Source organism: Bacteroidia bacterium, from assembly GCA_026932145.1.
Classification (GTDB): Bacteria; Bacteroidota; Bacteroidia; order J057; family JAIXKT01; genus JAIXKT01.
In genome coordinates, this window is the sequence record JAIXKT010000050.1 from 1 (window position 1) to 15,193 (window position 15,193).

The following is a 15,193-nucleotide window of genomic DNA, read 5'->3' on the forward strand; positions in this document are numbered from 1 at the left end:
GAACAAAAATGGCTATTAGCACTGTTTTGAACTTTTGGGTGTCCTATTGATGAAGTCAGGAAAAAGACTTGCACTGAAAGTTCTCGGGATAAACTTGCGTACCAAAATGTTTTCTACAGCGGTAAATAATATTGTTCCGGCGATAGCAATTTCGATTAACCGGCTTGAAAGTTGTATGATTTCATAAACGCTTAGAATCAAGGTAATGCTGTGAGCAACTGTAAAAGCTGAAATAACAGGTAGCCACGAACGCCATTGATACCCAAAATAGTTGCCGGCCAAAACCAACAAAAACAGAATATGGTCTCTCCCTGCCCAGTCAGCAATATGTGTGAAACCTAATTGCAAAAAAAAGTTAAACTCTGCCCACATTTCGCAGTTTATTTATTTTCTCAGAAATCTTTCTTTCATTATAAAACCTGAAAATCCAATAAGCTATGGCACACATCAAAAAGCCGGCTACGCCGGTTAGTCTAATTCCGATACTATTTGAAGCATCTTTTCCTAAGGTTAGTAATGCAGCAAAAACGATGATACCGCCAGTTTGGGCTAACTTCATCAGCATTGTTCTGGCGGCAAAATACATTCCTTCGGCACTATTTCCTGTCTCTAAGGTATCCAACTCCGCGATGTCTGCTAAAATAGTATTCGGTAATATTCCCAAAAAAGCAACCGGAAAGCCCGCCAATACCATCACAATCATTCCTTGCACCACCTGTGGCAATGGATAATAGCCTAAGCCGCATATTAGACAAAATAATCCTGCAAATACCAAAAAGGCTGTTAAAATAAGCGATTTTCGGCTAAAACGCCTTGCCAGCATATTCACAACCGGATACAACAAAAACGAAGTTACAATCATACCGGTCAGCATTGGAAAAATAATGCTTTCCGGTAAATGCAATAAAACAGTTACATAATAAACCAAACCGGTTTCAATGATTGTTAAACCCATCCAATAAGCGGCATCTGATAATAAGAAAATCCGAAATAACGGATTTCGGAAAGTACGTTTTAATGACTCAAAAATGGGTTGGTTACTGGGGTTGCTGATGGTATATTTTTTCTCATTTATCACAAACACAGGCACGAGCATACATAAAAAAGCAAAAGCTGCAATGATGCACACAGAATATTGAATAGCAGTAGTTTTAGGCACATTAAATTGATTCATAATAGGTTCCCATAGGCTTGTGCCGGCAGCAGCCGCTACTATTCCCAAAGCATACGTTAGAGAAATCCAAGTAGATAAATTTAATCTTTCGTGCTCATTATGGCCAAGTTCTATCAATAAAGCGTTATGGGGCATCACATAAAAAGAAAAACTTACGTAAAAGAGTAACTGCATTACAATTATCCAAACCAGATTAGTGGTAGTGGGAGAGCTATCCGGCGGCCAAAACATCAGGCAGCAAAATAGTGCGCTGGGCAAGCAGCCAATAGCCATAAACGGAATCCGGCGGCCAAACTTGCTGCTAAAGGTGTCACTCTTTCCGGCAATGTAAGGGTCTGTAAAAAACTCTATGAGCCGCCCCCCCGAAGCTATCAGCGTAATAGCATTCAGAATAATAAAGAACTTCTGTTGCGTTATTAATGCAGTCATCTTAGCCTCTTCCGGAGGTAGGTAAAAATAGACTAATTGTAATCCTAAAATATTGATAAGTGTACTCCAGCCAAGCTGCCCAATAGCATAAGCAACTTGGCCGTATTTAGGTAGCGATTCCATTGCCCAAAGTTACATATAGAATCCTAAGTTCGTACAATGGTTTAGGGTATTGCCTAGTGGGAGCGTTTCAGTATTACTGCTGATGCAAAGAGCCATTAGACGTTATGAACAAAACCTTACAAGGTTTTGACTTGTTGATTTTCAGTTATATTTTTTTGTGGTTTTTCTGTAAAAATCCTTCTGAGTATAATCTCTAATAATAAAATCAACAAAGTAATATAAGTTAAATTATCAACATAAAAGCTTATGATTTTATGAAGAAAATACATTTTAATACCTTCAATAGCATTTACTTTTCCATAGGATATATTTTTAAATCTCCAATCAACGGATTCTTTATTCATAATATGCTCGTAAGAAGCATATAAATATTCTTTATTATGAAGAAAATAATTTATTGAATTCCGTTTAGGATTAAAATTTACTTCAAAAGTAGGGTCAAAGAAATACCATTCATTGTTTAGGTTAATTTCTAATGTAAAATGTCTTGTTAAACCTATTTTTCGATAAGAAAAACCATTTATCTTAGCTAACTCCATAAGCACAAGTGATTGCTGGCTACATGCAGCATGATCTTTTTTTAGAATATCATCCGGTATTACAATAGCGGCTAAGTCTGTCCAAATATATTTACCTAAATAATAAAGTATTATATTGTCATTTATATTATAAAATGCATATCCATCGTAATAAAATCTTCTTTCAACTACGTCAGACATAAGATTTAAAAAGTCTAAACTTTTTATAGAAATATTTTTCTTTTTAGCTTCTGAGTTTACATAATTATTGAGTTGATCCATACTTTTTATTTTATGAAACAATTCAGCATCAAATTTTTCTACAAATCCAACATTATCAGGGATAAGAAAATCAGGGTTTTTAAATATGTTGTAGCTTAGTGCTATGATAATTACATTAAAAACTAGTATTAATTTTAAAAATAACTTAATTTTTAGCATTGTTGAATAAGCATAGGGAATTATCTGGTTCGTTCCCAAAGAAAGGGCAAATGCTATTCCAAGGCTGGTCAGACGGTAGAAGAATCATTAAAATTTTATTTCTGAGTGCTAAATAACGAATTATCAATATGATTAGCGATAGAAATTATAGATTAAAAAATTTAATGTAATTAATTGCTTGGTTTTCATGGGTGTTTTCCTGTGCAGTGTATCTGCACAGAAAGTGAAATTAGAGAAGGGTTGGGAAAATTAGCTCTTTTGCTTTTGCAAAGCGTTGGCAATGAGGGATTGGTAACCAAATTCTTTCTTTATATTTTTTTAAACCATTTTTCTGCTGTTTGAACAAGGTATCCGTTTTCGTTTTTATGGTAATATTCGTTTGTGTGGTTATTGTAGATATAATCATTTTTCCACGTGTCAATATTGTGGTCAATTTGCCGCAGTGCATCGAGTATAGATTCAACTTCTTTGTTTGTTGTAGTGGGATGTAGAGAAATGCGTATCCAGCCCGGTTTATCCGAAAGGTCTCCGGAGTCAATTTTGTTGGTAATTGTTTGCGAATGTTGTTCATCTACAAGCAGCAGATAATGTCCATACGTTCCTGCGCATGAGCATCCGCCACGAGATTGGATACCGAAACGGTCATTTAACAATTTTACAACGAGATTGTAATGAATGTGTTCAAAGTAGAAAGAAAACATTGTAAGTCGCTCGTGGGCTTGTTCTGCAAGAATATGTAGATGCGGGATAGCGCGGAGGCGTTCAAATGTTAGTGCAAGTAGTTCTTCTTCACGTTTGCGGATTAGTTCTGTTTGCATCTCTTCTTTTAGCTGAATCACAAGTGATGCTTTTATTGCCTGGAGGAATCCGGGGGTTCCGCCGTCTTCGCGCACTTCAATATCGGGTGAGAAGCGGTGTTTTCCCCACGGGTTTGTCCAGAGTACAGTTCCACCACCCGGCTGGTCAGGGGATTCAAGGTGGTATAGATTTTTGTCAAATAATAAAACACCCGGCGTTCCAGGGCCGCCTAAAAACTTATGGGGAGAAAAAAGAATAGCATCCAGTTTTTGCTTTTCATCATTTGGGTGCATATCAATTGAAACGTATGGCGCACAAGCAGCGAAATCTACAATAGCAATGCCGTTATGCTCATGCATAATGGCGGCGAGTTCATGATACGGCGTTTCAACTCCTGTAACGTTAGAGCAGGCGGAGAAAGAACCAATCTTTACCGTTCGGCCTTTATATTGCTGTAATGCACGACGAAGATCATTACAATCAACTTTTCCCTCAATAGTTGGCTGAATGATATATACATCGGCAATGGTTTCATACCACGTTGTTTGGTTAGAATGGTGCTCCATGTGTGTTACAAACACGATGGGGCGTTCTTCCTTTAAAACTTCAACCGTAGATTTATATTTATCTGGAATTTTTAGGCCGAGTATGCGCTGGAATTTATTGATTGCTGCAGTCATTCCTGAGCCAACGAATAGAAGTGCGTCATTTTCATTGGCATGAACGTGTTTTTTGATTATTGCGTGCGCGTGGTGGTAGGCGTGTGTCATTAATCCGCCGGTGATTGTAGATTCTGAATGAGTATTACCTACAAACGGGCCAAAGGCTTCGAGCATTTTTATTTCTATGGGAAGATAGAGCCGCCCGCTGGCTGTCCAGTCTGCATAAAGAAGTCTTTGTTCACCATACGGCGATAGGAATGTCTGGTTAATCCCGACAATATTTTCGCGAAACCTGGAAAAGTATAATTCTAAATTCACCGTATAAAACTATAAAACTTTGACTTTTTTTGCAAAAAAGAAAAAAATAAGGTTAATTCTCCTCGTTGAACCATAACTACTTTTACCATTCTAACTCTAAGACAGGATACTGAACGTATTTTAATTTTAAATATTCCCAAAGTTAGCTACTTTTGCCTGATACTATTAGATATGGAAACAAGCACTATCGGCACCTTAGAGGTTCGTAATCCCATTAATAACGCTTTGTTATACAGTGTAGAAGAAGCAAGTTGGCATACCATTGAAGAGTCCTTTGAGCGTGCACGTAAGATTCAACGCCAAGTTCAAGAACTTAGCATTGAGCAGCGAATTGCCGAGATGATGAAAGTCAATAATTACATCATTGCGAATCGGGAAAAAATCATCACCCGAATCGTTGAAGAAACCGGAAAAGCTCGTTTTGACGCATTGGCCAGCGAATTATTTGAAGTCTTAGATGTGATTGACCATTACCAAAAGGTAACTCCTAAAATCTTACAAGACCAATCAGTAGAAACCCCGCTGGTATTAATGGGTAAAAAATCCAAAATTTTTTACGAGCCATTAGGTGTTATTTTAGTAATAGCTCCCTGGAATTATCCTTTTTATCAGGGCATAGTACCTTCATTATTAGCGTTTTTAGCAGGAAATGCAGTTATTTTTAAACCCTCCGAAGTTACACCTATGAAAGGTGTTTTAGAAGATATTTTACAAGGAAGCGGTTTTCTCAAAGATGCTATTCAAGTTGTGTATGGCGGAAAAGAGGTTGGTGCAAAACTAATAGAATCTAAGCCGGATAAAATTCACTTTACGGGAAGCGTTGCCAGTGGTAAAAAAATCATGGAAGCAGCTGCCAAACAGCTCATTCCGGTAGATTTAGAATTAGGCGGCAAAGATCCCAGTATTGTTTTTGAGGACGTTCATATAGAAAGAACCGTAAATGGTGTGATGTGGGGTAGTTTTACCGGCTGCGGCCAATCTTGTACTTCCTTAGAGCGACTATATGTGCACGAATCTATCTTTGATAAATTCGTAGAAACCTTGGTAAGTAAGGTACAAAAGCTCCGTGTTTCCTCACCTGATAGAAATTACCAATCTCCTGAAGATTGCGATGTAGGGTCTATGACCACAGAGTTCCAATGCCAGATAATAGAGCGTCATTTAACAGATGCTGTTCAAAAAGGAGCTCGAATATTAACAGGAGGCCGCCGTGAACCCGGAACGAAACATTTTCCACCAACTGTTTTGGTTAATGTGTCCCATGAAATGCTTATAATGACCGAAGAAACCTTTGGGCCGGTTCTTCCTGTTATGAAGTTTCGTACCGAAGAAGAAGCTCTCCGATTGGCCAATGATTCTCCGTATGGCTTAGGCGGATCTGTTTGGTCAAAAGATATAGACCGAGCTATCCGCGTAGCCCGAAAAATAAAATGTGGTAACGTATCCATTAACAGCCACATGCTTACCGAAGGAAACCCGGCTTTACCTTTTGGAGGGGTAAAAGACAGCGGATTCGGCCGCTATAAAGGTGCACACGGCTTAACCACTTTCTGTAACAGTAAGTCAATAATCATTGATAAACAATCAGATATTATTGAGCCGCATTGGTATCCCTTTACCACCACAAAATATAAAATGCTTGGTGAAGTTATTGATTCGTTATTTGCACGCCCCAGAAAGTGGATTAAATTTGGCTTAGTTGGGTTAAAGTTAGAAAAAGTTGGTTCAAAAGAAAAGATACAGTAATGTTTACACTATTAAGTTGGATTATTATTGGCGGGCTTTCCGGCTGGTTAGCCGGAAAGATTAGTAAAGGGCGCGGGTTTGGCCTCATTGGTAACGTGGTCATCGGTATTGCCGGAGGGTTTATCGGGGGGCTTGCTTTTAGTCTTATCGGTTTCAGCCCTACTAGCATCATTGGAACTGTAATTACCTGCGTAGTAGGAGCACTTATTTTGCTGTATTTCGCAAGAAAGTTCCGGTAAAACTAAAAATTTTATCGGCAGATGATTAGTCTGCCGATAAAATTTTTAATACTCTGTGTATTAGGGTGTTATTTTGATTGGGTAGAATCCATTTGTATATGAGTAGTGTCTTGGCTGGGATTAGTGGCCGGTGTCTGCTGTGAACTATTTGGCTTTGAACCGAACTCCTCTTCTTCAGAGCAACTTCCTGTTCCCAATATTCCAAACGGATCGGCTTTAATAACACGAGAGTTAGGGCACGTCCTAAAATAAATAATACCAGAAATAATGAATATCAAAGCAATTAAACCGATTAAGGCTGCCTGAAAGCGTTTTAGTTTAATATGTACTTCTACATAATCGGCACGGAGTCTTTCGCCATCTAAGATGTTTTTAATGATATTTTTAACCCTTAAAACGGCATTGTCTCCCTTAACTACATAGTCATAGGCACCATTTTCAAGAATTTCTAAGGCTATTTTAACTTCTTCTTGGGCAGAAAACATCACTACATAGCTGCTTGGATGCACTTTCTTGATTTCCTTCAAAGTATCTAAGCCCGTCATTTCTCCCAGTAAGTTATAGTCAAGGATAATAATATCCGGCTTTAGCTGAATATTTTCTATACAAAGCTCACCAGACATATAATGGTTGAGTGTGTAAGCAGTAGTTCCTAACTTGGCCATTAAAGTAGCTGCCCAAGCTTCATTGTCTTCAACAATAAAAATAGATGTTTTTTTAGATTCCGGCATACGTCATAACAATTGCAGCAAAGTTAAACGCAAACAAGCAGGATAATTCTGTTTTTATCTTAGGTTTTTTCCAAAATAAACGCATTAACTAAGTTTGTACAATGTGAATAACCCCAAAGGCTAAAACTGATAAAACTACTTCTTTTTTGAAAAGATACCATTAGCGAAAATAGGCTACTATTTTTCTGTATAGTTTAAGATTTTGCTGATTTTTTAAACTCCTTAACTGTTTTTTGAAAGCAAGATTGTATCATTTTTAGCCCCTTATCAATGGTTGATTTTTGGGTTCTGAACGATAGAATAGCCATCCTGATTACAAATTTACCGTCTAATGACGTTGAACTCAAAAATACAGTTCCTTCTTGGTGTATGTGATGCATAAGCCTTTTGTTAAATTCATTTTCATTTTGGCTGAAAGGATACCAAAAATAGCTTACAGATAAGTCGGGTTTCGGGCCAATACTGAAGCCCATTTTTTTTAGATTTTTTCTAAAATATTCCGTTAGTAATAACTTTTCTTCTAAGCAGGCGATAAATGGCTTTATTCCATGCAGTTGTAGCGGCAGCCAAAGGCGTAATCCCCTAAAATGTTTGGTAAGTTCGGGTGATACATGAGCAGGACTTTTTACCAAATCATCGGAGATTACGTCCTGCATATAATTTGCAGAATAATTATTGGAATGAAGAACCGCCTTAGCATCTTTTAAAAGTACTGCACCCAAGCCATAGGGAAGAAACAATCCTTTGTGGGGGTCAACAACCAGAGAATCTGATTTTTCAATGCCTTTAAGAATATCTTTTCTGGATGTTAAAACAAAAAAGCCGCCATAAGCAGCATCAACATGAAACCAAAGGTTGTATTTCGTGGCAATTGTGGCAATTTTATCCAAAGGATCAACTGCACCTACGTCTGTAGTACCGGCAGAAGCAATAACCAAAAAAGGATATAATTCTTTTTCAATATCATTTTGAATGAGCGTTTCTAATGCAGATACGTCTATCCTGTAACGCTTATCTAAGGGCACGTAACGGATGATAACATCCTCTAAGCCAATGATTCGTAATGCTTTTTGGATGCAATGATGAGCTTGTGTACTGAGATAAATAACGCTCTTGGTGATTTTTTCATTTTTAACTTGATGTTTATCTCTTGCTGCCGTTAGTGCAATTAAATTGGAAATAGAGCCACCGGAAGCTAAGTTACCAACTGCTGTTTCGGGATATGAAAATGTTTTCTTTAACCAATTGATAACTTCATTTTCTATGGATGCTGCGCCGGGTGAAGCATGAAAAACGCCGGCATATTCATTGGAAACGGCAGCTAAAAAATCCGCTAAAGCAGAGGCATATATGCCACCACCCGGGATATAGCCAATATGCCCGCCGGATGCAGCCCGTATTCCGTTTTCGGTAACTTCCTCTTTAAAAATATGTAATATCTGGTCAATCGTTTTTGTTTCGTCTTTGATCGTTAGTAACTGCGTTTTTACCTTTTTGCTTAGATAGGATTTCGCTTCGGGAAGCTCACGAATATATTGATTGGCAAAGTTATTTACCAATTTCATCAAATGCTTTCTACCGGATAGCTTTATATCTAACTCATCCGCTATTTGTTTTTGGGCTTTAATTTTTTTTAACAAAGAGTTCATCTTAAATCAGGGTTTAAGGTTATAATTATTTTTTAAGTTATTTGCAATAAATTAGTTATGATTTTCATCCTGCCCAATTTTCGCGGTCTAAGTTGCGGTATTGGATAGCTTCGGCAATATGTTCTACACGGATTGGTACGCTTTCGCTTAGGTCTGCAATTGTTCTGGCTACTTTTAGGATGCGGTCATAGGCTCTGGCAGAGAGGTTAAGCCGTTTCATGGCTGTTTTTAAAAGTAGTTCGCTGGGTTTATCTAACTGGCATATTTCCCGAACGGCTTGTGGCGGCATCATGGCATTAGAATAGATATTTGAGGTATTAACAAAGCGTTGCGTTTGTTGGTTTCGGGCGTGAATCACCCGTTCACGAATAGTGGCACTTCCTTCACCGGAAGAAGCTGTCGTAAGGTCTTCAAAAGGAACGGGGGTTACTTCTATGTGAATGTCTATTCTGTCTAATAACGGGCCGGATATTTTCCCCATATATCGTTGAATAACAGCAGGGCCGCAAACACATTCTTTTTCAGGATGGTTGTAATAGCCGCAAGGGCAAGGGTTCATGCTGGCCACAAACATAAAATTTGCCGGATATTCAATGGAAAATTTAGCTCTGGATATTGTAACCATACGTTCTTCTAAGGGTTGCCGAAGCACTTCTAACACAGAGCGTTTAAATTCAGGCAGTTCGTCTAAGAATAGTACGCCGTTATGGGCTAAGGAAATTTCTCCGGGCTGCGGATGATTTCCGCCCCCTACTAAGGCTACATCGCTGATTGTATGGTGCGGTGCCCGAAAAGGCCGTTCATGTAATAAGCCAATTGTTTTGTTCAATTTTCCGGCAACAGAATGAATTTTAGTAGCCTCTAAGGCTTCGTGTAAAGTCATGGGAGGCAGTATGGTCGGAAGCCTGCGGGCAAGTAATGTTTTTCCTGACCCCGGCGGGCCTATCATCAAAATATTGTGCCCGCCGGCGGCAGCAACTTCCAAAGCGCGTTTGACATTCGTTTGTCCCCGAACATCCATAAAATCATGGGAATATCTATTGGAATCTTCTGCATAAACATCACGGGTGGATATTACCTTAGGTGCAATCTGTAATTTTTGGTTTAAGAAATCAACAGCTTCCGATAAATTTTGAATTGGGATTACCATCAGGTTATTTACGATAGCAGCTTCATCAGCATTACTGGTTGGGAGTAATATTCCTTTAAACCCTTCTTTTCTTGCTTGAATGGCAATGGGTAGCGCACCTCGTACAGGTTGCAAAGAACCGTCCAAAGAAAGTTCACCTAATAAAATATATCTATCTAATTCCGGGCATTCTACTTGGCCGGAGGCTGCCAAGATTCCAATAGCTATGGGTAAGTCAAAAGCAGAACCTTCTTTACGAATATCTGCCGGAGCTAAATTTAGGATGATTTTTTGACGAGGAAAATCAAATTTGTTGTTTTTTATGGCTGTTTCTACCCTGTCGCGGCTTTCCTTAACGGCGTTATCCGGCAGGCCAACAATCGAGTAGCCAAACATACCCCCTAAATTTACCTCAATGGTAATTGTGCAGGCATTCACCCCGTACACAGCACTACTATATGTTTTAACTAACATGAAGCCAAAGTATGGCAAAAATAACCACAAATTTTGGCTTTCAGCGAAATTTTAAGACACAAAACTAACTACCAAATTAAATTAACTAAAAATAATTAATTGATAATCAAGGGCTTCATTTTTTTATGAATGAGCTAAAAAAATAGCTGTTTTAGAAAAAAACTTTCATAGCTTATTTGTGGTACTTTTATAGACTGTTATGATTATTGAGAGGCGGAAAATTTGTTTAAAAAATGACTTTATAACGGAATCTGGATTTAGGCTGGTAACGCCGGAGGTAGCTTATGAGGCTTACGGCACACCCGGAAAACCAGCTATTTTGGTTACGCATGGTGGATTACAAGACCACCGCATTGCCGGAAATCCTGCTCCCGAAGACCTCATGCCCAGACATTGGGATAGCTTAATTGGCCCCAATAAAGTGATTAATACGAACCATTTTTGGGTAATCTCTGCGAATTTTCTGGGGAGTATGTTTGGCACCTGTGGCCCTACTTCAATCAACCCCCAAACGGGCAAACCTTATCAAGGAAGTTTTCCCACCATAACCCTAACAGACACTGTTCGGTTTCATAAATTATTTTTGGAAGAGCTTGGTGTCAATGAGTTAGAACTTATGATTGGCCCTTCAACGGGCGGGTTACAAACCTTAGAGATGGCAGCCTTATATCCTAAGTTTGTAAAAAAAGCTGTAGCTATAGCAGCAGCACCCAAAATGCCCCCCGAAGGAATAGCCGTTCATCTTGCTGTTATGAACACCATTACAGCCGATCCCGCTTTCAATAACGGATTTTATGACCCGCAAAAAACACTCCCCGCGATGAAAATAGTGGCGCAGTTTCTGAAAATCTACTTTATTCAACACCGGATTTTAAAAAAACTGATTTGGAATAACTTCCCGAACGATGCCACAGCGCATTCTCAACGGATTGCTGCTATACAATCTTTTTTAACTGCCGGCATAGAAGAACAACTTAAAGACCGAGACCCAAATTCGTATCTACGTATCTTAGAGGCTGTTAACTCTTTTGACTTAGCTAAGCACGCAAATAATTATGAAGCGGGGGTGCAAAGAATTACTTGCCCGCTGCTGATCATCAACATAGAAACAGATACAGAATTTCCTCCTTTTTGGGCAGACGAAGCGGCTGAAATTATTCATAAAATTCGTCCGGGGCAAGTAAGCGTAGCCCATATTGATTCAGATTGGGGGCATTTAGGCTGCCTCAAAGAAACCCAAAAAATCACACAACTCTTGAACGACTTTTTAGCAAAATAGACAGTTAATAACTAAAAAGAATTACTTTTAAAAATTTGATTATCAGTATATTAGCTATAAAAAACAAGCTATTTTTATCTTCTTTTTTGTTTAAAAAAGTCTTGCATTAAGTTTGCGGATTCTGTTGATAATATACCGGAAAATATTTGGGTACGCGGATGAAGCAAATCAGGTTTAAATTTAGAGAATCCGATTTTGGGTTCTGCGGCTCCATACACTAACGTTCCTAACTGCGCCCACCGTAATGCTGCTGCGCACATCGGGCAAGGTTCTATAGTAACAAACAAAATACAATCATTCAAATACTTGCTATTCAGAGTATTGGATGCAGCTGTTATTGCCTGCATTTCGGCATGGGCGGTTGCATCACATAGTTTCTCTACCAGATTATGCCCGCGTCCGATGATTTTTTCCTGACAAAGAACAACAGCCCCAATTGGAACTTCGCCAATGGAATAGGCTCTCTCGGCTTCCTGTAATGCCAAGTGCATTCCAAGCTCTAAATTGGTTCCAAGAAGCACTACTTAGCGAATGAGCGTTATCGTACCCACTAAGTTAAAGACTTTTTCCCGGATATTTTTAGCTTTAATCCGATAAACATAAACGCCTTCTGAACAGTCGGTTCCCCCTTTGCGGCCATCCCAACGGTTTGATAAATCAGTGCTGGTGTACAGTAGAATTCCCCAACGGTCAAATACCATTAATTCATACTCAATAATACCAGTTCCTACGACCATAAAGTCGTCATTGATGCCATCTCCGTTAGGCGTAAAAGCAGAAGGAACCCATAAATTAGGAAGCTCTAAGACTGGTACTCTTTTTATGATGGTATCGGCGCAGCCGTGTTCATTTTGAACAATCAATCTTACGGAATATGTATCTGCTTCAGTATAGGTATAAAGTGGGTTTTGCTCTAAACTTTGACCTTTTCCGTCTCCAAAGTCCCAGAACCAGCGGGTAATATCAGCATAACTGCTGTCTCTGAATTGTACGGCTACTTGTGCAAAAACGGTGTCTCTATCCCAGCCGAAGTTAGCTTCAGGGTTGCTCCAAACAGTAATTAAGGTTGGGGCAGAAACAGTATCTCCGCAATATTGGCTGGTTGTTACGGTATAAACTCCGGGAGAACTTACAACAATACTTTGGGTAGTATCTCCAGTATTCCAAATATAATGGTCTGCAAAAGAGCTTGTTAATATTACAGAGTCTCCAAAACAAAACTCGGTAGGGCCTTGAATCGAAATTGTTGGTGCCACAAGATATTTTACGGTAACAACTACGGTATCTACTTTTGGGCAGCCAATTCCGTCTGTAATAGTGAGTAGATAGCGAGTAGTGGAGTCGGGGGTGGCAATTGGGTTGGAAGATGTTGGGTCATTAAGGCCGGTAGCAGGTGCCCAAAGATATGTAAACGTATTGTTTCCGCCGGATGCAGTAGGTTGCCCGCCAAGTTGAATCGGTTCTTTCCAGCAGATAACGGTATCTCTTCCGGCATCAATAGAAATTTGTGGATTAATAGAAATTATTACTGAATCAGTTTGGATGCAGTAATTACCGTCTGTAACAGTTAGGTAGTAAGTTGTTGTTTGGGTGGGGTTTGCGATTGGGTTAGGGTCATTAGGGGCTGATAATGCCGTATTTGGTGTCCATGAATAATGGAAAGTGTTACTTGATCCACCTCGGGCAGTAGGGTTTCCACCCAACATTACGGCTCTACCGTAGCAAATTAAGGTGTCGTTTCCTGCATCAATTACGGGTAGTTGGAATATAGTTACGATTATACTATCGGTCTTTTGGCATCCGGTAGTATCAGTTATTGTAATGATATACTGCGTTGTAGAATCCGGTATAGCAATGGGATTCGGGCTGAATGGGTCAGAAAGTCCGTGAGTTGGCTGCCAGCTATAAGCTAACGTTCCTGATCCGCCTCTACCGCTAGGGTTTCCACCTAAGATAACCGGAGTTTTTCTGCAAACGGTAGTATCTCTACCGGCATCTGCAAACATTTCTGGATTTACAATAACTAAAATGCTATCTGTTTTTGTACAGCCATAAAAGTCAGTAGCGGTAACGGTGTATAACGTAGTTTGGGTTGGGTTAGCAATCGGGTTTGGAATAGTAGAATCAGAAAGGGCGTTTGCCGGGCTCCAATGAAGTATAAAACTGCCGCTGCCGCCGCTTACTGTTGGGTTTCCTCCTAAAACTACCTGTTCTCCGTAACAAATAAAAGTATCTCGTCCGGCATCTACAATAGGTAGTGGATGAATGATAGCTACCACTGAATCTGTGGTAAAAGTACAGCCATTGGTTTTTACGATAGTAACCGTTAAGACGTGCCTACCTGGTGCTAAGGTGTCTATTGTCCAAGTTGTGTCTGCTCCGGCATACAGCGTATCGCTGGCATTGTCAATGAGGATATACTGGCCTAAGCCGCCGGGGTGCACCGTTAAGGTTACTGCCTGCTTAAAACAGACAGAATCCGGCTGGATAGCTAAGGTCGCTAACGGTGTTAAGTTGATGAAAGCAAAGGGACTGTAGGAAAAGTCTGCCCAATTAGTTTTAACATAGCTGGTTAAGCCGTTTTGTGGCGGAAGCTGAACTACCGGAGCAATATTTTCCCAACGAGGTTGGTGTTGCCAATGGGCAAGCCCTTCAAAATCTCCATCGGCGGTAGCATCATAAAACACACGAACATCTGCCGAATCATTTCCTGAAGGATGATATATCCGATGATAATATTGTGGATTTACCTGACAGATTGTGGAATCTTTGATATTTCGGTCAAAGGTTTCAAGTGTTGCGTCTATATTAGCCATCCTTACGGCAAAATTGTTGAAGCCATTGGTGTTGGGGGTGATAATTACCGGACGGTAACGCGAAGTTCCTAAACTTGAACCAACCGGAAACAGATAATTACCGTTTAGGGCTGTTCGTCTATCCAATGCTCCTGTATCTAAACTGCTTACAAAGCCGGTGGTCCGGGTGATTGCGTTTAGCTTTGTGGTAAGTGAGTATAGCGTAAACTGCTGGGTAGCAAATTCATGGTCATTTAGCGTGAGAGTATCTTCTACTTGGGCATTGAGGTGCAACGTTTTGATAGAATTTGGAGTACCAATGAGCTTTAATTTGTAAAACTTTGGTACAGAATTTCCGGTTATTTCTTGGCTTCCTCCATTTAGGTAAGTTGTACCCTTCCACGATTGATGAAAAAAGGTATTTCCGCCATCACTGCGAACGGTATCTTGAATATAAAATTCTCCTGCGTTGTAGAAAGCGCCGTTGGGCTTATTCCACACGCCGCCTTTTACAGAAACTAACCCTCCAGGTTTTATGCTCATGGTGTCATGTTTATTAACCATGAGTATTTGTGTGTAACCCCAGTAAAACTGTAATACGCTGATACAGCAAGTAAGGAAATACTTCATCCTGCTATGAATTGCAGTAAAAGTACAAGTTTTTTAGCTCCGTATCAATTTTTTGTAG

At 39.6% G+C, this 15,193-nt stretch carries 12 protein-coding genes; 3 read left to right on the forward strand and 9 right to left on the reverse strand.

Annotated elements, in window-relative coordinates; all coding sequences use genetic code 11:
- Window positions 1-15: 15 nt before the first annotated feature.
- From LC115_11310 to LC115_11325, 4 genes are all read right to left on the reverse strand, one after another.
- Window positions 16-372, reverse strand: a complete 357-nt coding sequence (locus LC115_11310) for a HupE/UreJ family protein (GenBank protein MCZ2357252.1) — start codon at window positions 370-372, stop codon at window positions 16-18.
- Window positions 356-1,726, reverse strand: a complete 1,371-nt coding sequence (locus LC115_11315; protein MCZ2357253.1) for an MFS transporter — start codon at window positions 1,724-1,726, stop codon at window positions 356-358. Before LC115_11315 ends, LC115_11310 begins: the two co-directional genes overlap by 17 nt.
- 116 nt (window positions 1,727-1,842) lie before the next feature.
- Window positions 1,843-2,685, reverse strand: a complete 843-nt coding sequence (locus tag LC115_11320; protein MCZ2357254.1) for a hypothetical protein — start codon at window positions 2,683-2,685, stop codon at window positions 1,843-1,845.
- A 308-nt stretch (window positions 2,686-2,993) separates the two neighbouring features.
- Window positions 2,994-4,463 (reverse strand): aminotransferase class V-fold PLP-dependent enzyme, encoded by a 1,470-nt coding sequence (locus LC115_11325; protein ID MCZ2357255.1) that lies wholly within the window; start codon window positions 4,461-4,463, stop codon window positions 2,994-2,996.
- A 171-nt stretch (window positions 4,464-4,634) separates the two neighbouring features.
- On the opposite strand from LC115_11325, the gene LC115_11330 reads away from it, so the two are divergent.
- Entirely contained in the window at window positions 4,635-6,209 is a 1,575-nt protein-coding gene (locus tag LC115_11330) for an aldehyde dehydrogenase family protein (protein ID MCZ2357256.1), read from the forward strand.
- Entirely contained in the window at window positions 6,209-6,448 is a 240-nt protein-coding gene (locus tag LC115_11335; GenBank protein ID MCZ2357257.1) for a GlsB/YeaQ/YmgE family stress response membrane protein, read from the forward strand. The genes LC115_11330 and LC115_11335 overlap by 1 nt, the downstream gene beginning before the upstream one ends.
- Window positions 6,449-6,516: 68 nt before the next feature.
- Here the strand turns inward: LC115_11335 and LC115_11340 are convergent, their stop codons facing one another.
- The 3 genes from LC115_11340 to LC115_11350 form a co-directional block, all read right to left on the reverse strand.
- Window positions 6,517-7,179 carry a response regulator gene (locus LC115_11340; protein MCZ2357258.1) on the reverse strand — a complete coding sequence of 221 codons (663 nt, stop codon included), beginning with the start codon at window positions 7,177-7,179 and terminating at the stop codon, window positions 6,517-6,519.
- 194 nt (window positions 7,180-7,373) lie between these two features.
- Window positions 7,374-8,828: an aminotransferase class I/II-fold pyridoxal phosphate-dependent enzyme gene (locus LC115_11345; protein ID MCZ2357259.1), complete on the reverse strand. Its 1,455-nt coding sequence runs from the start codon at window positions 8,826-8,828 to the stop codon at window positions 7,374-7,376.
- Window positions 8,829-8,892: 64 nt separating this feature from the next.
- The gene (locus LC115_11350; protein ID MCZ2357260.1) at window positions 8,893-10,431 is read right to left on the reverse strand and encodes a YifB family Mg chelatase-like AAA ATPase; all 1,539 of its coding nucleotides are present in this window, start codon (window positions 10,429-10,431) and stop codon (window positions 8,893-8,895) included.
- Between the two features lie 199 nt (window positions 10,432-10,630).
- On the opposite strand from LC115_11350, the gene LC115_11355 reads away from it, so the two are divergent.
- Window positions 10,631-11,710 (forward strand): alpha/beta fold hydrolase, encoded by a 1,080-nt coding sequence (locus tag LC115_11355; GenBank protein MCZ2357261.1) that lies wholly within the window; start codon window positions 10,631-10,633, stop codon window positions 11,708-11,710.
- A 74-nt stretch (window positions 11,711-11,784) separates the two neighbouring features.
- On the opposite strand, the gene LC115_11360 is transcribed toward LC115_11355, so the two are convergent.
- Entirely contained in the window at window positions 11,785-12,201 is a 417-nt protein-coding gene (locus LC115_11360) for a nucleoside deaminase (protein ID MCZ2357262.1), read from the reverse strand.
- Between the two features lie 33 nt (window positions 12,202-12,234).
- Window positions 12,235-15,135, reverse strand: coding sequence for a gliding motility-associated C-terminal domain-containing protein (locus LC115_11365; GenBank protein MCZ2357263.1), 2,901 nt, complete (start codon window positions 15,133-15,135; stop codon window positions 12,235-12,237).
- Window positions 15,136-15,193: the final 58 nt, after the last annotated feature.

What these genes read in the sequence shown, in the direction of transcription:
- LC115_11310 (MCZ2357252.1), bottom strand. Translation starts at nt 372, where the DNA reads ATGTGGGCAGAGTTTAACTTTTTTTTGCAATTAGGTTTCACACATATT.
- LC115_11315 (MCZ2357253.1), bottom strand. Translation starts at nt 1,726, where the DNA reads ATGGAATCGCTACCTAAATACGGCCAAGTTGCTTATGCTATTGGGCAG.
- LC115_11320 (MCZ2357254.1), bottom strand. Translation starts at nt 2,685, where the DNA reads ATGCTAAAAATTAAGTTATTTTTAAAATTAATACTAGTTTTTAATGTA.
- LC115_11330 (MCZ2357256.1), top strand. Translation starts at nt 4,635, where the DNA reads ATGGAAACAAGCACTATCGGCACCTTAGAGGTTCGTAATCCCATTAAT.
- LC115_11335 (MCZ2357257.1), top strand. Translation starts at nt 6,209, where the DNA reads ATGTTTACACTATTAAGTTGGATTATTATTGGCGGGCTTTCCGGCTGG.
- LC115_11340 (MCZ2357258.1), bottom strand. Translation starts at nt 7,179, where the DNA reads ATGCCGGAATCTAAAAAAACATCTATTTTTATTGTTGAAGACAATGAA.
- LC115_11345 (MCZ2357259.1), bottom strand. Translation starts at nt 8,828, where the DNA reads ATGAACTCTTTGTTAAAAAAAATTAAAGCCCAAAAACAAATAGCGGAT.
- LC115_11350 (MCZ2357260.1), bottom strand. Translation starts at nt 10,431, where the DNA reads ATGTTAGTTAAAACATATAGTAGTGCTGTGTACGGGGTGAATGCCTGC.
- LC115_11355 (MCZ2357261.1), top strand. Translation starts at nt 10,631, where the DNA reads ATGATTATTGAGAGGCGGAAAATTTGTTTAAAAAATGACTTTATAACG.
- LC115_11360 (MCZ2357262.1), bottom strand. Translation starts at nt 12,201, where the DNA reads ATGCACTTGGCATTACAGGAAGCCGAGAGAGCCTATTCCATTGGCGAA.
- LC115_11365 (MCZ2357263.1), bottom strand. Translation starts at nt 15,135, where the DNA reads ATGAAGTATTTCCTTACTTGCTGTATCAGCGTATTACAGTTTTACTGG.